The sequence below is a fragment of the Devosia sp. Root413D1 genome (assembly GCF_001425235.1).
Taxonomy (GTDB): Bacteria; Pseudomonadota; Alphaproteobacteria; order Rhizobiales; family Devosiaceae; genus Devosia_A.
This window is the reverse complement of sequence record NZ_LMEA01000011.1, coordinates 56,912-71,147: the sequence shown is the minus strand read 5'-3', so window position 1 is coordinate 71,147 and position 14,236 is coordinate 56,912. Positions and strand designations below refer to the sequence as shown.

General features: G+C 65.1%; 19 protein-coding genes. 7 read left to right on the top strand and 12 right to left on the bottom strand.

What is annotated here, in order from left to right; all coding sequences use genetic code 11:
- The first annotated feature begins 71 nt into the window (after positions 1–71).
- Positions 72–830: a rhomboid family intramembrane serine protease gene (locus tag ASC89_RS28200; protein WP_082533439.1), complete on the top strand. Its 759-nt coding sequence runs from the start codon at positions 72–74 to the stop codon at positions 828–830.
- Complete coding sequence (locus ASC89_RS17625; RefSeq protein ID WP_056000167.1) at positions 827–1,048, top strand: SlyX family protein; 222 nt, start codon at positions 827–829, stop codon at positions 1,046–1,048. Before ASC89_RS28200 ends, ASC89_RS17625 begins: the two co-directional genes overlap by 4 nt.
- On the opposite strand, the gene hisI is transcribed toward ASC89_RS17625, so the two are convergent.
- From hisI to folE, 3 genes are all read right to left on the bottom strand, one after another.
- Positions 1,042–1,488, bottom strand: coding sequence for a phosphoribosyl-AMP cyclohydrolase (gene hisI, locus ASC89_RS17620; RefSeq protein WP_056000164.1), 447 nt, complete (start codon positions 1,486–1,488; stop codon positions 1,042–1,044). The two genes, ASC89_RS17625 and hisI, sit on opposite strands and share 7 nt — an antisense overlap.
- Positions 1,489–1,519: 31 nt before the next feature.
- Positions 1,520–2,362 (bottom strand): AraC family transcriptional regulator, encoded by an 843-nt coding sequence (locus ASC89_RS17615; RefSeq protein WP_055882010.1) that lies wholly within the window; start codon positions 2,360–2,362, stop codon positions 1,520–1,522.
- Between the two features lie 70 nt (positions 2,363–2,432).
- Positions 2,433–3,050: a GTP cyclohydrolase I FolE gene (gene folE, locus ASC89_RS17610; protein ID WP_055882007.1), complete on the bottom strand. Its 618-nt coding sequence runs from the start codon at positions 3,048–3,050 to the stop codon at positions 2,433–2,435.
- A 156-nt stretch (positions 3,051–3,206) separates the two neighbouring features.
- Here folE and ASC89_RS17605 point away from each other — a divergent pair, with 156 nt between their 5' ends.
- From ASC89_RS17605 to thrS, 4 genes are all read left to right on the top strand, one after another.
- Positions 3,207–3,659 (top strand): iron-sulfur cluster assembly scaffold protein, encoded by a 453-nt coding sequence (locus ASC89_RS17605; RefSeq protein WP_055882004.1) that lies wholly within the window; start codon positions 3,207–3,209, stop codon positions 3,657–3,659.
- 17 nt (positions 3,660–3,676) lie between these two features.
- A complete protein-coding gene (gene yidD / locus ASC89_RS17600; protein ID WP_320410477.1) occupies positions 3,677–3,970 on the top strand; it encodes a membrane protein insertion efficiency factor YidD in 294 nt (97 codons plus the stop codon).
- Positions 3,971–4,063: 93 nt separating this feature from the next.
- A complete protein-coding gene (locus ASC89_RS17595) occupies positions 4,064–4,324 on the top strand; it encodes a GlsB/YeaQ/YmgE family stress response membrane protein (RefSeq protein ID WP_055881997.1) in 261 nt (86 codons plus the stop codon).
- A 154-nt stretch (positions 4,325–4,478) separates the two neighbouring features.
- Complete coding sequence (thrS, locus tag ASC89_RS17590; protein ID WP_056000158.1) at positions 4,479–6,449, top strand: threonine--tRNA ligase; 1,971 nt, start codon at positions 4,479–4,481, stop codon at positions 6,447–6,449.
- Positions 6,450–6,497: 48 nt separating this feature from the next.
- Here thrS and ASC89_RS17585 read toward each other — a convergent pair whose 3' ends face one another.
- From ASC89_RS17585 to ASC89_RS17545, 9 genes are all read right to left on the bottom strand, one after another.
- Positions 6,498–6,782, bottom strand: a complete 285-nt coding sequence (locus ASC89_RS17585) for a hypothetical protein (protein WP_055881992.1) — start codon at positions 6,780–6,782, stop codon at positions 6,498–6,500.
- A gap of 228 nt (positions 6,783–7,010) precedes the next feature.
- Complete coding sequence (locus tag ASC89_RS17580; protein ID WP_055881989.1) at positions 7,011–7,367, bottom strand: cupin domain-containing protein; 357 nt, start codon at positions 7,365–7,367, stop codon at positions 7,011–7,013.
- A 120-nt stretch (positions 7,368–7,487) separates the two neighbouring features.
- Positions 7,488–7,787 carry a hypothetical protein gene (locus tag ASC89_RS17575; RefSeq protein WP_056000155.1) on the bottom strand — a complete coding sequence of 100 codons (300 nt, stop codon included), beginning with the start codon at positions 7,785–7,787 and terminating at the stop codon, positions 7,488–7,490.
- Between the two features lie 130 nt (positions 7,788–7,917).
- Positions 7,918–8,184 carry a PilZ domain-containing protein gene (locus ASC89_RS17570; protein ID WP_056000152.1) on the bottom strand — a complete coding sequence of 89 codons (267 nt, stop codon included), beginning with the start codon at positions 8,182–8,184 and terminating at the stop codon, positions 7,918–7,920.
- A gap of 86 nt (positions 8,185–8,270) precedes the next feature.
- Entirely contained in the window at positions 8,271–10,037 is a 1,767-nt protein-coding gene (locus tag ASC89_RS17565; RefSeq protein WP_082533438.1) for an adenylate/guanylate cyclase domain-containing protein, read from the bottom strand.
- A gap of 119 nt (positions 10,038–10,156) precedes the next feature.
- On the bottom strand, positions 10,157–11,419 hold the full coding sequence (locus ASC89_RS17560) for an RNA polymerase sigma factor (protein WP_056000146.1): 1,263 nt from the start codon (positions 11,417–11,419) through the stop codon (positions 10,157–10,159).
- Positions 11,420–11,510: 91 nt separating this feature from the next.
- On the bottom strand, positions 11,511–11,936 hold the full coding sequence (locus ASC89_RS17555) for a YciI family protein (RefSeq protein WP_055881979.1): 426 nt from the start codon (positions 11,934–11,936) through the stop codon (positions 11,511–11,513).
- 21 nt (positions 11,937–11,957) lie between these two features.
- Positions 11,958–12,383, bottom strand: a complete 426-nt coding sequence (locus tag ASC89_RS17550; protein WP_056000143.1) for a YciI family protein — start codon at positions 12,381–12,383, stop codon at positions 11,958–11,960.
- Positions 12,384–12,504: 121 nt separating this feature from the next.
- Positions 12,505–13,509, bottom strand: a complete 1,005-nt coding sequence (locus ASC89_RS17545; RefSeq protein ID WP_056000141.1) for a hypothetical protein — start codon at positions 13,507–13,509, stop codon at positions 12,505–12,507.
- A 116-nt stretch (positions 13,510–13,625) separates the two neighbouring features.
- Between ASC89_RS17545 and ASC89_RS17540 the strand changes: the two genes are divergently transcribed.
- The gene (locus tag ASC89_RS17540) at positions 13,626–14,204 is read left to right on the top strand and encodes a nitroreductase (RefSeq protein ID WP_082528240.1); all 579 of its coding nucleotides are present in this window, start codon (positions 13,626–13,628) and stop codon (positions 14,202–14,204) included.
- The last annotated feature ends 32 nt before the right edge of the window (positions 14,205–14,236 follow it).

Below are 14,236 nucleotides of genomic sequence, written 5' to 3'. Positions count from 1 at the left end.
GTTAACGCGGCGGGCCCCGTGTGGATAAGTCGGGGGAATGGGCTACAAAGCCCGGAAAACCGGGAGTTTTCATGTCTGACGAGCGAAATCACCAACAAAATCAGACGTCTGACGGTCGTCAGCCAGCCATTCTGCTGCCCGGCGTGGTGACTGCGCTGCTGGGCCTGATGTTGGCCGTACACCTCGCCAGAGCCTTCGTTCTTAACGAACAAGGGGACCTCCAGCTCATCTACTGGCTGGCCTTCATCCCGGCTCGCGGCATCCCCGGAGCAGGGTTCGAGGGAGGGTGGATACCGCTGCTCTGGACACCGTTCACGCACGCCTTTTTGCATGCGGGATGGGAGCACCTTTTAATCAATTGCGCCTGGTTGGCCATTTTCGGCACCCCGGTGGCCCGTCGCTATGGGCCGCGCGCCACGGTGATTCTCTTCCTCGCGAGCGCCGCGGTTGGCGCCGCGGCGTTCGCCGCAACGACGCTGCCGGAAGTGCAGCTGCTGATCGGCGCCTCAGGTGGCGTCGCAGGCCTTACGGGGGTAGCGTGCCGCTTCATCTTCCAGCCGGTGATCGTCGGGCGCGATCCCGAGACTGGCGCCGAGCACGTGCTTGGGCGCCGGATGGCGAGTCTCGGCGAGCTGATGCGCAACCAGCGCGCCGCCTTCTTCATTGTGGTGTGGCTGGTGCTCAACGCAGCGGTGCCGTTCCTGCCCATGCTGATCGGGCAGTCGATTGGCATCGCCTGGCAGGCGCACCTGGGCGGCTTCCTCGCCGGCCTGTTCCTCACGCCGCTGTTCGAACGCCGCCCCGCCGCCTCTGAGGAGGAGAGCAAATGAGCGATATCACTGACCTCACGGCCCGCATGGTCACGCTGGAGACGACGATCGCCTTCCAGGATCAGGCGATCGAGGAACTGAACGCGGCGCTGGCCGAGCATTTCAAGCAGATCGAGGCGCTGAAGCGCGAACTCAGCAACCTCGGCTCGCAGCTGCGCGACGTCGAGGCGCATCCGGCGCTGGCGCCGGCGGTCGAACCGCCGCCGCCGCATTACTGAGCTTTGTAGACCTCAGCCGGATCGAACAGCCGGGGCTCGCCGCTGTGGCGCAGCGTCCCGGCGCTTTCGACGATGCGGTAGAAGCAGCTTTTCCGGCCGGTGTGGCAGGCGGCGCCGCGGCCGGTCTGCTCGACCAGCATCAGGATGGCGTCCTGGTCGCAGTCGACCGAAAGTTCCACCACTCGCTGGATCTCACCGGACGTTTCTCCCTTCTTCCAAAGGGCTTTGCGCGATCGCGAGTAGTAGTGAACCTCTCCGCTCTCGATAGTACGGGCCAGCGCCTCTGCATTCATGAAGCCGACCATCAGGACACGGTTTGAACCTGCCTCCTGGGCCACGGCTGTGATCAAACCGTGCGCGTCGAACTTGGGGGCGAAGACAGTGCCCTCGTCGCGCTGCTCATGGTCCAGGGTGCTGGGGTCGGCAAAGGTGGTGCTCATGGCGGGGTTCTATCCCGCACCGGGCTCGCGCTCAATCCTCGAGCGCGATCCAGATTTCGACCGTGCCAAGGCCGGTATGCTCGTTGAAGTCGGGTCCGTAATACTCGATGAAGCTCCAGGGCGCGTGCTTCTTGCGATAACCGGAGGTCGGCAGCCATTGGGCAAAGATCGCTTCGATGGTCGAGCGGATGGTGGTGATATGGCCACGATGGGCGAGGCGGGCGTAGCGCTGAGCCGGCACGGTAACCAGCGTGAACTCGCGCGGCAGCTCGGCGGTCTCGCGCACCTCCATGGCGGCCATGTACTCGCACTCGCCGGTTTCGCTGAAATAGCGCCCGGAGAGGCCGTAATAGACGCCCGGGATTTCGCCCGGAACGTTGCCGACATAGGGGCCGAAGCGCTGCCACTGCGCCGGGATCCCGGCATCGGCGTTCGCGGCATAGCGTGCGACCAGCCCCGCGACGCGGATCGGGCCGCGGTCCTCGATGCGCGGCGCGCACAGGTCCACCGGCACCTCGGGATCCATGCGCAGCGGCTCGAGCAAAGGCAGGTCGTCGAGGCGACGCCGGCGCCGCACTTCCTCGGGCGTCAGGCCGGTCAAGGCGCGGAAAGCGCGGGTAAAGGCCTCGTGCGAGCCGTAACCGGCATCGAGCGCGACGCCAAGGATATCGGGGGCGCCGCCGGCCAGCGCCTTCGCCGCTTCGGTGAGCCGGCGTCCGCGGAGATAGGTGGAGATCGAGTAGCCGGTCACCTGGGGGAAGATGCGCGACAGGTGAAAACGCGAAACGCCGGCATGTACGGCCATTTCCTCGAGCGTCAGCGGCATGCCGAAGCGCGATTCGATGATCCAGAGGGTCTTGGCGACGGCGGACATGGGCTCACCCTATGCCCGCCCAGATATAGCAGACTTGATCGCGGTTGCGGTCAGCGCCCTGCGCGTGACGTCACCGCTTGCCGACCATGGCGAAGAAACGATCCTGCTCGTTACGGTCCTCGGCGAACACGCCGGTGAAGCGCTGCGTGATGGTGAGCGCACCGTGGGCGCGCACGCCGCGCATCGACATGCACATGTGCTCGGCTTCGATCATCACCGCGGCGCCGCGCGGGTTGAGGTGCTCGTTCACCGCGTCGATGATCTGCGCCGTCATGTTCTCCTGCACCTGCAGGCGGCGGGCATAGACCTCGACCAGGCGAGCGAGCTTGGACAGCCCGACAACGCCGTCATGCGGCAGGTAGGCGATGTGCACCTTGCCGAAGAACGGCACCATGTGGTGCTCGCAATGCGACGAGAACGGGATATCGCGCACCAGCACGACGTCATCATAGCCGCCGACTTCCTTGAAGGTCTTGTGCAGCACCTCGCGCGCATCGTTGCCATAGCCGGCGAAGAACTCGCGGTAGGCCTTGGCGACGCGGTGCGGGGTTTCCAGCAGGCCCTCGCGCGTCGGGTCGTCGCCGGCCCAGGCGATCAGCGTGCGAACCGCCGCTTCCGCTTCTTCGCGGCTGGGACGGGTGATTTCAGGGACGAGCTTGACGTGCTGCGGCTTGGCGCTGGCGTCCATCTTTGGTTCCTCGGTCAATAGCAGGCGACAGACGCAATACGTCGCCCCACGGTTCCCGGTATGGTGTCAGTGACGATGGACGCCGCTGACTTGTTGCATCTCCATCACTATATAGGTGGGCAACGACAGCGGCCAAGAAACAGTTTCGCGAAAAAGATGGAACTCAGCGATCTTTATTCGGACCGGATCCTCGAACTCGCCGGCAATCAGCCAAGGCCGGGGCGGCTCACCGATCCCGATGCCAGCGCTCGCAAGGTCAGCCGGGTGTGCGGCTCGACCATCGAGGTGGATATCAATGTCATCGACGGGGTGATCACCGGCTACGGCCATGACATCCAGGCCTGCGCGCTGGGGCAGACCTCGGCCGCCGTGGTCGCAACGCATGTGGTGGGCACGCCGGTCAGCGAGTTCCGCCGGGTACGCGACGAGATGACGGCGATGCTCAAGGCCGATGGTCCTCCGCCGTCAGGCGCCAAGTGGATCGATCTCAAGTATCTCGAGCCGGTGCGCGAATACCGCCCGCGCCACACCTCGACGCTGCTGGTGTTCGACGCGGTGTGCGAGGCACTGGACAAGATCGAGGCCCCGCAGGTGGCGGCCGCCGGCTGATGCAGCGCATCGCCCAGGTGTTCTGGAGCATTGTCGACTGGCCGTTCAAGCTCGTCTCCTACGGGCTGATACAGGGCTATCGCTACTCGCTGTCGATGTTCATGGGCCGCACCTGCCGGCACGCACCGAGCTGCTCGGAGTTCACCCGCGATGCCATCTGGCGGCACGGCTTCTGGCCCGGCGGCTGGATGGGCCTGGCGCGGATCGTCCGGTGCCGGCCGGGTGGCACGCACGGCTACGACCCGGTACCGGAGGCGCTGCCGGCGGACGCGCACTGGTATGCGCCATGGAGCTACGGGCGCTGGAAGTAGTGCGCCACGGATCGTTTTCCGTCCTCCGCCGTTATTGCTTGCCAGCCGGAATGTTCTGCCTGGCTAGCGACTTAACGAGAAGGAAAACGTGCGATGGCTTTCGACGGCGTGGGTTGGCTTGCGGCGATCATCATCGGCGGCATAGCGGGATGGCTTGCCGGACGGTTCATGAACAATAGCAGCGGCGTGGTGATGAACATCATCCTTGGCATCGTTGGCGCCATCGTCGCCAGTCTGGTGTTCGGGCTGTTGGGCATCTCATTCGGTGGCTGGTTTGGCTACCTGATTGCCGGCGTGATCGGTGCCTGCATCCTTATTGCCATCGGCAGAGCGGTATCGAGCCGGCGAACCTAGCGCTCCACCGCCTCTGCCCGGTCGGACTGATGACATCGCCCGGGGCCAGCACGCCCCGGGCGCATTTGCGCGTCCGCTTGGCGTAGCCCCGCGACACATGCTAGACACCCCGCCTTGCCGGCACTTCCGCCGGCAATTTCCATTGGAGATGAAAATGATCAAGGTGACGTTCCCCGACGGTGCAGTACGCGACTATGCGCGTGGCACCACCGGGACCACCGTGGTCGAGGGCATCTCCCCAAGCCTCGCCAAGAAGACGGTCGCCATGAAGTGGAACGGGGTCCTCAGCGACCTGTCCGATCCGCTCGAGGCAGACGGCAAGATCGAGTTCGTGATGCGCGACAGCGCCGATGGGCTCGGGCTGATCCGTCACGACGCGGCGCACGTGCTTGCCGAGGCGGTGCAGGAGCTGTGGCCTGAGACGCAGGTCACCATCGGTCCGGTGATCGAGAACGGCTTCTACTACGACTTCAAGCGCGATACGCCGTTCAGCGAGGACGATTTCGCCACCATCGAAAAGAAGATGGCCGAGATCATCGCGCGCGGCGCCGCCTTCACCAAGGAAGTGTGGTCGCGCGACGAGGCCAAGCGCGTGTTCGCCGCCAAGGGCGAGAACTTCAAGGTCGAGCTGGTCGATGCCATTCCGGCCGACCAGATGATCAAGATCTACAAGCAGGGCCAGTGGTTCGACCTCTGCCGCGGCCCGCACATGCGCTCGACCAAGGACATCGGGACGGCGTTCAAGCTGACCAAGGTGGCCGGCGCCTATTGGCGTGGCGACAGCAACAATCCGGTGCTGAGCCGCATCTATGGCACGGCGTTTGCCAGCCAGAAGGAACTCGACGAGTACCTGCACATGATCGAGGAAGCCGAGAAGCGGGACCACCGCCGCATCGGCAAGGATCTCGACCTGTTCCATCTGCAGGAGGAAGCCCAGGGGTCGGTGTTCTGGCACCCCAAGGGCTATGTCCTCTACAACCAGATGGAGGCCTATATCCGCCGCCGGGTGAACGCCAACGGCTACAACGAGGTGAAAACCCCGCAGCTGATGTCGTCCAAGTTCTGGGAGGCCTCGGGGCACTGGGGCAAGTACCGCGAAAACATGTTCGTGGTGCCTGACGAGGTGCCCGGCACCGAGGAGACCGGTCCGGTGCTGTCGGGCAAGGCGGAACTCATGGCGCTCAAGCCGATGAACTGCCCGGCCCACATCCAGATCTTCAACCAGGGGATCAAGAGCTACCGCGACCTGCCGATCCGCATGGCCGAGTTCGGCTGCTGCCACCGTAACGAAGCGCATGGGGCGCTGCATGGGCTGCTGCGCGTGCGGCAGATGACGCAGGACGACGCCCACATCTTCTGCACCGAGGAGCAGATCCAGGCCGAGACCGAGCGTTTCGTCCACCTGCTGTATTCGGTGTACGAGCACATGGGTTTCGAGAATGTCGTCATCAAGCTCGCAACGCGGCCGGAGAAGTTCGGCGGCACCATCGAGCGCTGGGACGCGGCGGAGAAGGCGCTGGGCGATGCGCTCAAGGCCACCGGCTACGACTTCGTCATCGCCGAGGGCGAGGGCGCCTTCTATGCCCCCAAGCTCGAGTTCCACCTGAAGGACGCCATTGGGCGCTCCTGGCAGGTCGGTACGCTGCAGCTCGACTATGTGCTGCCGGAGCGGCTGGGCGCCATGTACGTCGCCGAGGACGGGACCAAGAAGTACGCGGTGATGCTGCACCGCGCGATCCTCGGTTCGCTCGAGCGCTTCATCGGCATGATGATCGAGCACTATGCCGGCAAGATGCCGATGTGGCTGGCGCCCACTCAGGTGGTGGTCGCGACCATCGTCTCGGACGCCGACGACTATGCACAGAAGCTGGTCGACCGGCTGAAGGCCGGCGGCATCCGGGCCGAGCTCGACGCGCGCAACGAGAAGATCAACTACAAGGTGCGCGAGCATTCGGTGCAAAAGGTGCCGCTGATGTTCGTGGTCGGCAAGCGCGAGGCGGAGGAGGGGACCGTATCGGTTCGTCGCCTCGGCACCGAAGGCCAGAAGGTGATCGCCGCAACCGACGCGATCGTCGAGCTGATGGCGGAGGCCGTACCACCGGACCTCAAGCAGCAGGCTCTATAACAAGATACGAAAGGGGCCGCAGCGATGCGGCCCCCTTCATTTGAGCTGTCAGAGCTTGACCGGGACTTCGTAGTAGCAGTTCTCGGCGACGAGGATCGTCTGACCCGGCTTCAGCATCGTCAGCATGCTCTCGATCACGTAGTTGCAGTCCCCGTCGGACTGGACCAGCGAGCCCTGGTCGAGCTGCTCGCAATAGCCGCCCGGACGCTTGTAGCCTTCAGGCGCATCGGGGCCGCACAGCGCATTGGTGCTCGAGTCGGCGAGCACCGGGGTGGCAACGGGAAATGCTGCCGAAGTTGCGAGCAGCAGGGCAATGGCAAGGATCTTCTTCAAGTCGTCTCTCCTGAACGGATTTGCCAGCGGACTGGCAGGGGGAAGCGGGCATGTCGTCCGCCGATGTGGAGAGGCTTAATGAGGCCGGCGTGAATTGAAGCCGAACCCGGCATTCAATGTCGGTTCAGAATCATAATACGACTTATGATTGTTTGGTCGGAATCGAAGGCAAACGAAAAGGGCCCGTCCAGACGGACAGGCCCTTGGTTCGAAGAAGAGGTCGCCAGGCTAAGCGGCGGCGATCTGGATAGTGATCTTGCAGCCATCGCCGGCCGGCTGCGCCGGTGCGGTGCGGCAGAGCAGGCGGGCGGCCTCGTCGCCGACGCTGCGGTAAGCGAACCAGGCTTTGGCGGGGATGCGGACGAACGATCCGGCGGCGACATAGCCGGCCGCGCCGTTGACCATCAGCTCGAGCATGCCCTCCTGCACCACGAGCACGGTCTCAGCCGCGTCGTGTTGATGCGGGCCGACCTGGGCCTGCGGCGGCAGCGTGTGCGACTGCGCCTGATACTGGAAACCGGCACCACACGGATTTGCGACGTGAACGACGCGATCACCGGCGATGAAAAATGCATGCCTCGACATTGCGAGTCCCCCCAAGGGACGTGTGTCCGAAACGTGCTGCCACACCTAAGATAGGGCAGATGAACGGCATTTGAATAGGCTGAAAGAGGAAGCGGCCCAAAGACCGCTTCCCGAGAGTTCTCAGACCGCCGCGAGCGGGAGCATCCAGTCGTCGTTGCAGTACTCGGCGACGAGGACCGGCTTGGCCGAGGTGCCGAGCAAGAAGCTGCTCGGCAGGTACTGGGTGCAGCCTTCCTCGGTTTCGAGGAGCGACTTGTTCTCGGTGATGGTATCGCAGTAGCCGCCCGGGCGCTTGTAGCCTTCCGGGGCGTCGGGACCACACAGCGTGCTCTTGCTGGCGTCGAAAGCGAACGACGGGGTGGCGACCGGGAAGGCAACAATGGATGCAGCCAGCAGAGCCAGCGCAATAGTCTTCTGCATTCTATTCTCCTGTTAGACGGGCATTCCACCCGAAGGCGGAAGATGAGGCGGAGCGTGTCGTCCGCTTCGATGGCCGGTCTGATAGGAGGCGGGCTTTGAATGGATTCCGAACCTGCGGTTCAGGCGGGGTTCAGCGAATTGTCGGGTCGCGGAACTGCACGCCCAGCTCCTTGACGGAGCGCCAGATGACGATGCAGGCCTGCGGGCGAACCTTGTCGACCACGAGATCGAAGGTGCGGGGGATGCGGGTAACGGATGCTACTTCGAGCTTGGCGCCGGTCTCCGACAGGTTGCGGATGATGCAACGGATCCGCGTACGGCCACCGTCGAAGACGATCGTCGCCTCGATAATAGTGTTACGCCGCGGCGAAAGCCGCTTCTCGAGACGGATATCCAAGCTCAAACCCCCAAAGCCCAGGCGACAATGCCGATCCGGTGTTGGTGAACTGCTTACGGAATGGATAAAGTTGCGCCGCGAGTTGCCTATTGCAATCCGGCCAGTTGCAGGCCTTGCAGATAGCGCGCCAGCAATGACGGGTACATGAAGCGCAGTCCATCGCCGATCGAAGCGAGGGTGACATCCGGATGCGCACGCTGGAAACGCTCCAGCGCGTCGCGGGCCGCCGCCAGATCGCCCTGGTGTGCGAAGTAGACCGCGAGGTCACGATGCGGCCAGGTGAGGCCGGGGCGCTCCGACATGGCGCGCTGCGCCCAGTCGATGGCCTGCTGTGGCCGGCCGGCGGCGAAATTGGCCAACCCCATGCCCAGATGCACGTTGAAGGCGAACGGATCCATCGGCGAGAGCCGCGCCGAGCGCTCGAAGGCAGCAAGGCCGTCTTCGGGGTTGCCGAGATAGACGTGGCCCCAGCCGCGGCGCATCCAGGCCCAGGCGTGGTTCGGGTCCAGTTCCAGCGCCCGATCAGCGAAGGTCGCGGCCTGCCGCACGTCGCCGCCGAGCATCATCATGGCGGAGGCGAGGGCCGTCAACGCGGTTGGATCGTCAGCGACATGCTGCGAGGCGGTTTCGACCAGCGCACCAGCAGTGCGGCGCTCGGCGGCGAAATCCGCCGTCCAGTTATAGGCGACCTGCTGGCCGTGCGCCCAGGCGGCCAGCGCTGCAGCAAGGCCGTAGTGCGGTTCGAGCGCCAGGGCCCGGGCCAGCAGGTCGATGGCCTCGCGGTTGTCGTCGGGGCTATGCGACCACAGGTGGGGCAGGGAGCGCATCACCAGGTCATAGGCGGCAAGCGTCTCCGGACGCTTCTTGCGCGCCCGCTCGACTTCGGCGCGGCGAATGGAGGGCTGGATGGCGCTCGCCACTTCAGCGGCCATGCGATCCTGCAGGTCGAACAGGTCGGCGACGGCGCCGTCGACCTTGTTCGACCAGATGTGGCTGCCCGCGTCGGTCTCGACCAGCTGCGCCGTGATGCGGACGCGCTCGCCGACCCGGCGCACCGAACCTTCGACAACGTAGCGCACGCCGAGATCGCGGCCGATCTGGCGGATGTCGATGCCGGCGCGGCCCTTGTAGGTGAAGGCCGAATTGCGGGCGATGACGAAGAAGTCCTTCACCCGGCTGAGCGTCGCGGTGATTTCCTCGACCACGGCGTCGGCGAAGTAGCTTTGATCGGCTTCGCCCGAGAGATTGTCGAACGGCAAGACGACCACCGAGGGCCGGTTGCTCGGCGGCGGAGGCGGGGGTGACTCGGGCTGTTGCGGGCGCGTCAGGCCGGAGGGATGCCAGGCATAGATGCGGACGGTCTTGGAGATGTTCTTGAGCTCGGTCGGCCCCATGTCGACGAAGGGCAGCTCGATGGTGCCGTCGAGGTACTGGTACATCCACTTGGTGATGCACATGCCGCCGGCCGGCGAATGGCTTTGGACGCGCACTGCGAGATTGATCCCGGAGCCGTAGAGATCGTTGCCCGCCACCAGCACGTCGGCGAGCACGATGCCGGCGCGCACCTGGAACATCTCGCCGCCCGGGGCATGGATCTTGCGCTCATGGATCTGGCGCTGCAGGTCGGCGGTCCATTGCACGGCGGCGACGACGCTGTTGAACTCGGCCAGGAGGCCATCGCCCATGGTCTTGAAGACCTTGCCGCCGGCGGCGCCGATGGTGCGCGAGATCAGCCGATCGTAGACCCGCTGCACGAGGCGCAGGGTCTGACGTTCACTGCGCTCGACAAGGCGGGAATATCCCACGATGTCCAGCGATACGATCGGGACCAATCGGCGGTCGGGTTGAGCCATACTGTATGCTTCTGCTGCAAGCTCTCGCTCTATAGCACTGTGAAATGTAACGGAGATAGCGGAACAGCGTTCTGCTTCAGAACAATTCGCGCAGAGCAGATAGTCGCGACGGGAAGACCTCAAGCGGCCGGTTGGCAGGCGGCCGCGCGGTCCAGCAGCAGGATGCGCTCGCGCTCGTTGCGGGTGAGCCCGGCGGCACGCTCGAACTCGAGCCGGGCCTCGGCCAGCCGGCCGAGCTTCACCAGGAAGTCGCCGCGGACGCTGGGCAACAGGTGGTAGCCCCTGAGCGCCGGGTCGTCGGCAACCGCATCAAGGATGGCGAGACCGGAGGCTGGGCCGAAGGCCATGGAGTGGGCGACGGCGCGGTTGAGCTCGATCACCGGGCTCGGGGTCATCGCGGCCAGCATGTCGTAGAGCGCTGCGATGCGCCGCCAGTCGGTCTCGTTGGCCTTGCGGGCCCGGGCATGGCAGGCGGCGATTGCGGCTTGCAGCACGTAAGGGCCGGCGCCGACGAGGTTCTCGGCCCTGTCGAGGGCGGCGAGGCCGCGGCGGATCAGCATCTGGTCCCACAGGGCGCGATTCTGCTCGAGCAGCAGCACGGGCTCGCCATTGGCGCCGGTACGGGCACGGAGGCGGGACGCCTGAATCTCCATCAGCGCGACGAGCCCATGGACTTCTGCATCGTCGGGCGCCAGGCCGGCGAGGATGCGGCCCAGCCGCATCGCCTCTTCGCAGAGCTGCGGTCGGGTCCAGTCATCGCCGGCGGTGGCGGAGTAGCCTTCGTTGAAGATCAGGTAGAGCACCTCGAGCACCGACGCCATGCGACCGGCGCGCTCCTCGGCGCGGGGGACTTCGAACGGCATGCCGGCCTCGGCAAGGCTCTTCTTGGCGCGCACGATGCGCTGGGCAATGGTCGGCTCGGCGGAAAGGAAGGCGCGAGCGATCTCGTCGGTGGTGAGCCCGCCGAGCAGGCGGAGCGTCAGCGCCACCCGCGCCTCGGGTGAGAGCACGGGATGACAGGAGGTGAAGATCAGCTTCAGCAGGTCGTCGCCGACATCGTCGTCGAGCGGGGTATCGAGATCGGGCGCGGCGGATTCGATCTCCCGCAGGTCGTAGCCGAGCTCGTCGAGCTTGCGCGCCGCCATCTTGTTGCGCCGGAAATAGTCGATGGCGCGGCGCTTAGCCGTCTGCATCAGCCAGGCGCCCGGGTTGCGCGGGACGCCGCTCTCCGGCCAGTGATTGAGGGCGACGATCAGCGAATCCTGCGCCAGCTCCTCGGCAAGGCCGACGTCGCGCACGATTCGGGTCAAACCAGCGATCAGCTTGGCCTGCTCGATGCGGAACACCGCCTCGATGGCGCGATGGGTATCTCTTTCGGTCATGGCAGCGGATCAGACCAAATCCGATCCGCCGGAGCAAGATGGTGATCCCTGGGGTGAGCACCTTGCTCATCCCTGCGGTGAGCAAGGTGGCTTACTCAGGGTTGCGGACCGGGTTGCGGGCGGCGTCCCTGCTCGCCATGGCCTCGGTATAGGCCTCGCCGAAATCCTCTTCGCTGAACAGCTGGCGGATCTCGATCTCGACATTGCCGTGACCGTCGAGTCTGGGCCAGGTCTTCACCCACTCGATCGCCGCCTCGCGCGACGGCACTTCGATCAGGGTGTAGCCGGCGATCAGCTCCTTGGCCTCGGTGAAAGGGCCGTCGATGACGGTGGGCCTGCCATTGTTGAACTTCACCTTGGCGCCGCGGGAGGTCGGCATCAGGCCGGAGCCGGCGATGACGATGCCGGCCTTGGCCGCGTCTTCGTGGAACTGCGTCATTTCGGCGATCAGGTCGGCGCCAGGCATCACCCCGGCCTCGGTCTCGGCGTCCGCCCGGCGGATGACCATGAACTTCATGTCGATGTCCTCGTGTTGTCGTTAGTTGGTGATGGGCTTCTGGGTGGCGTCGCGCCAGGCCTGTTCCTGGGCGACGGCCTCTGCCGGGACGATCTCGGCGAAGTCGGCCGCCTCGAATACGCGCCTGAGCTCGATGGTCTCGCCATCGTCGAACGGGATGCGTTTGACCCACTCGAGCGCCTCGTCGCGCGACTTGGCGCTGATCACCCAGAAGCCGGCGATCAGTTCCTTGGTTTCGCCAAACGGGCCATCCCTGACGATCAGGCTACCGCCTTCCGAGGTGACGCGGGCGCCCTGGTTCGAGGGGTGCAGGCCCTCAGCTGCCAGCAGCACGCCGGCGTTGATGAGCGCCTCGTTGAAGCGGCCCATCGCCTCGAAGCTCTCGGGCGGCGGCATGATGCCGGCTTCGCTGTCGGCGGTGGCTTTGACGATGATCATGAAGCGCATCTTCGGTCTCCTTGTGCCCGGACGTCGCGGCCCGTATGGCGCGAGTTCATCCTGCTGCAGTGACACGACGAGCGACCGATCGAGAGATCGACACGGGCTGTGAAGATTCTTCGAGATGGCCTCAATAGACCGCGGTGAGGACCTCGATCTCCTTGGCCGCACCGGGCTGGACCTGGAACTCGCGGTTGTAGACCTGGTCGCCACGCTTGGCGAAGACCAGGTAATCGCCTTCACCCAATACGGTCGAGGGGAAGGCGCCGATATTGGAGAAGACGGTCTGTCCGTCGGCAGTCTTCACCGTCCAGTCGATATCGGCGATGGCCTCGCCACCGGCCTCACTGACCAGCTTGAAGGAGATCTGCGCGGCGCGATGGTAGAGCGTTGCATCGGTCAGTTGACCGGGCTCGACGCGGAGGTCGGCGCGCACCACAGCGTTCACGTCGCCGAAATACGACACGATGTGGTAGGTGCCGGCGTTGAGGGTGACGATGTCGTTAGGGCTGAGGTTCTGCGCCACCAGCGTCCGATCCGCCTCAGTGCTACCGCTGGTGTAGATATCGAAACGCAGCAGGTTGATCGGGATCGCCACGTCGCCGGTCACCGCTGCGTTGAGGCGCATGGCGCCGGCATCAAGGATCAGGGATTTCGAGTTCTCGCCCTCGGCCACGGTGAGCGTGTCGGTGGTCTGGGCCCGGCCATAGGCGACGTGCACGACATAGCTGCCGGGCGGCAGTTCGAGATGTGCGGTGGCGTCATCGGATTTTTGCGCCAGCACCAGGTCGCCGGAGGCATCGGTGCGGGTCTCGAAAACGCGCCAGGTGACACCGTCGGGCAGCGAATTGCCGTCCTCGGTGATCTTGGCCATCAGCGTCACCGGTTGCGGCGTGGTGTTGACCGCCACGGTTTCGGCGGCGGCTGCAGCCGGTCCGGGATCGACGACGGGGGTCTCCGTCGCCTCGGGGATCGCGACTTCGGCGGCAGGGGCGTTGGCCAGTTGCTCTACGGCTTGCTGCGGCATGCGATCGGCACGGCGGGGCAGGGGAACCGGCGGATCCTCGGCGATCGCCAGCATCGGCGCGAGCATCGCCGCGATCCCGAGAATGCCGATCCAGTACCTGAGCTTCACCCTAAGACTCCGCAACCGGCGCCCCGCAGCGCCTCGCTTCAAAATGCCTCGCGTGCCTACGCTTGGATTGGGGAAAAGCTGTGTCATAAGGACCGGACGCTCGCAAGGACCAGACCATGCCCATCAACGCCGCACTGCGCGACTACCTGAAAACCCGCCGTTCCGTCGGTATCGGCTTCCTCAAGGATCCGGGCCCGACGCCGGACGAGCTGCGCGAGATTCTGACCATCGGCACGCGCGTGCCAGATCACGGCAAGTTCGTGCCGTGGCGGCTGATTCTGATCGAGGGTGACGACCGGATCAAAGCCGGCGACAAGCTCGCCGAGATCGCCAAGCGCAAGCGGCCCGAACTCGATGAGGCCGGGCTCGATATCGAGCGGCGGCAGTTCCTGCCGGCTCCGGTGACCATCGGCGTGCTGCTGTCGCCCAAGCCCAACCCCAAGGCGCCGGAGATGGAGCAGCTGCTATCGGCCGGCAATGTCTGCTTCAACCTCTCGCACGCCGCCTTTGCCCTGGGCTTTGCCGCCAGCTGGACCAACCGCTGGTACGGTTTCGACACCGAGGCGCAGGCCATGCTCGGGGCGCGCGGCGGCGAACGCTTTGTCGGTTTCATCCACATCGGCACCCCGACCACGGTGATCGAAGACCGCGACCGGCCGAACCTCGATGAAGTGGTGACGAGGTGGCAGGGCTAACCATTCGTTAACCAGTCGCGAGCGATTGGTTA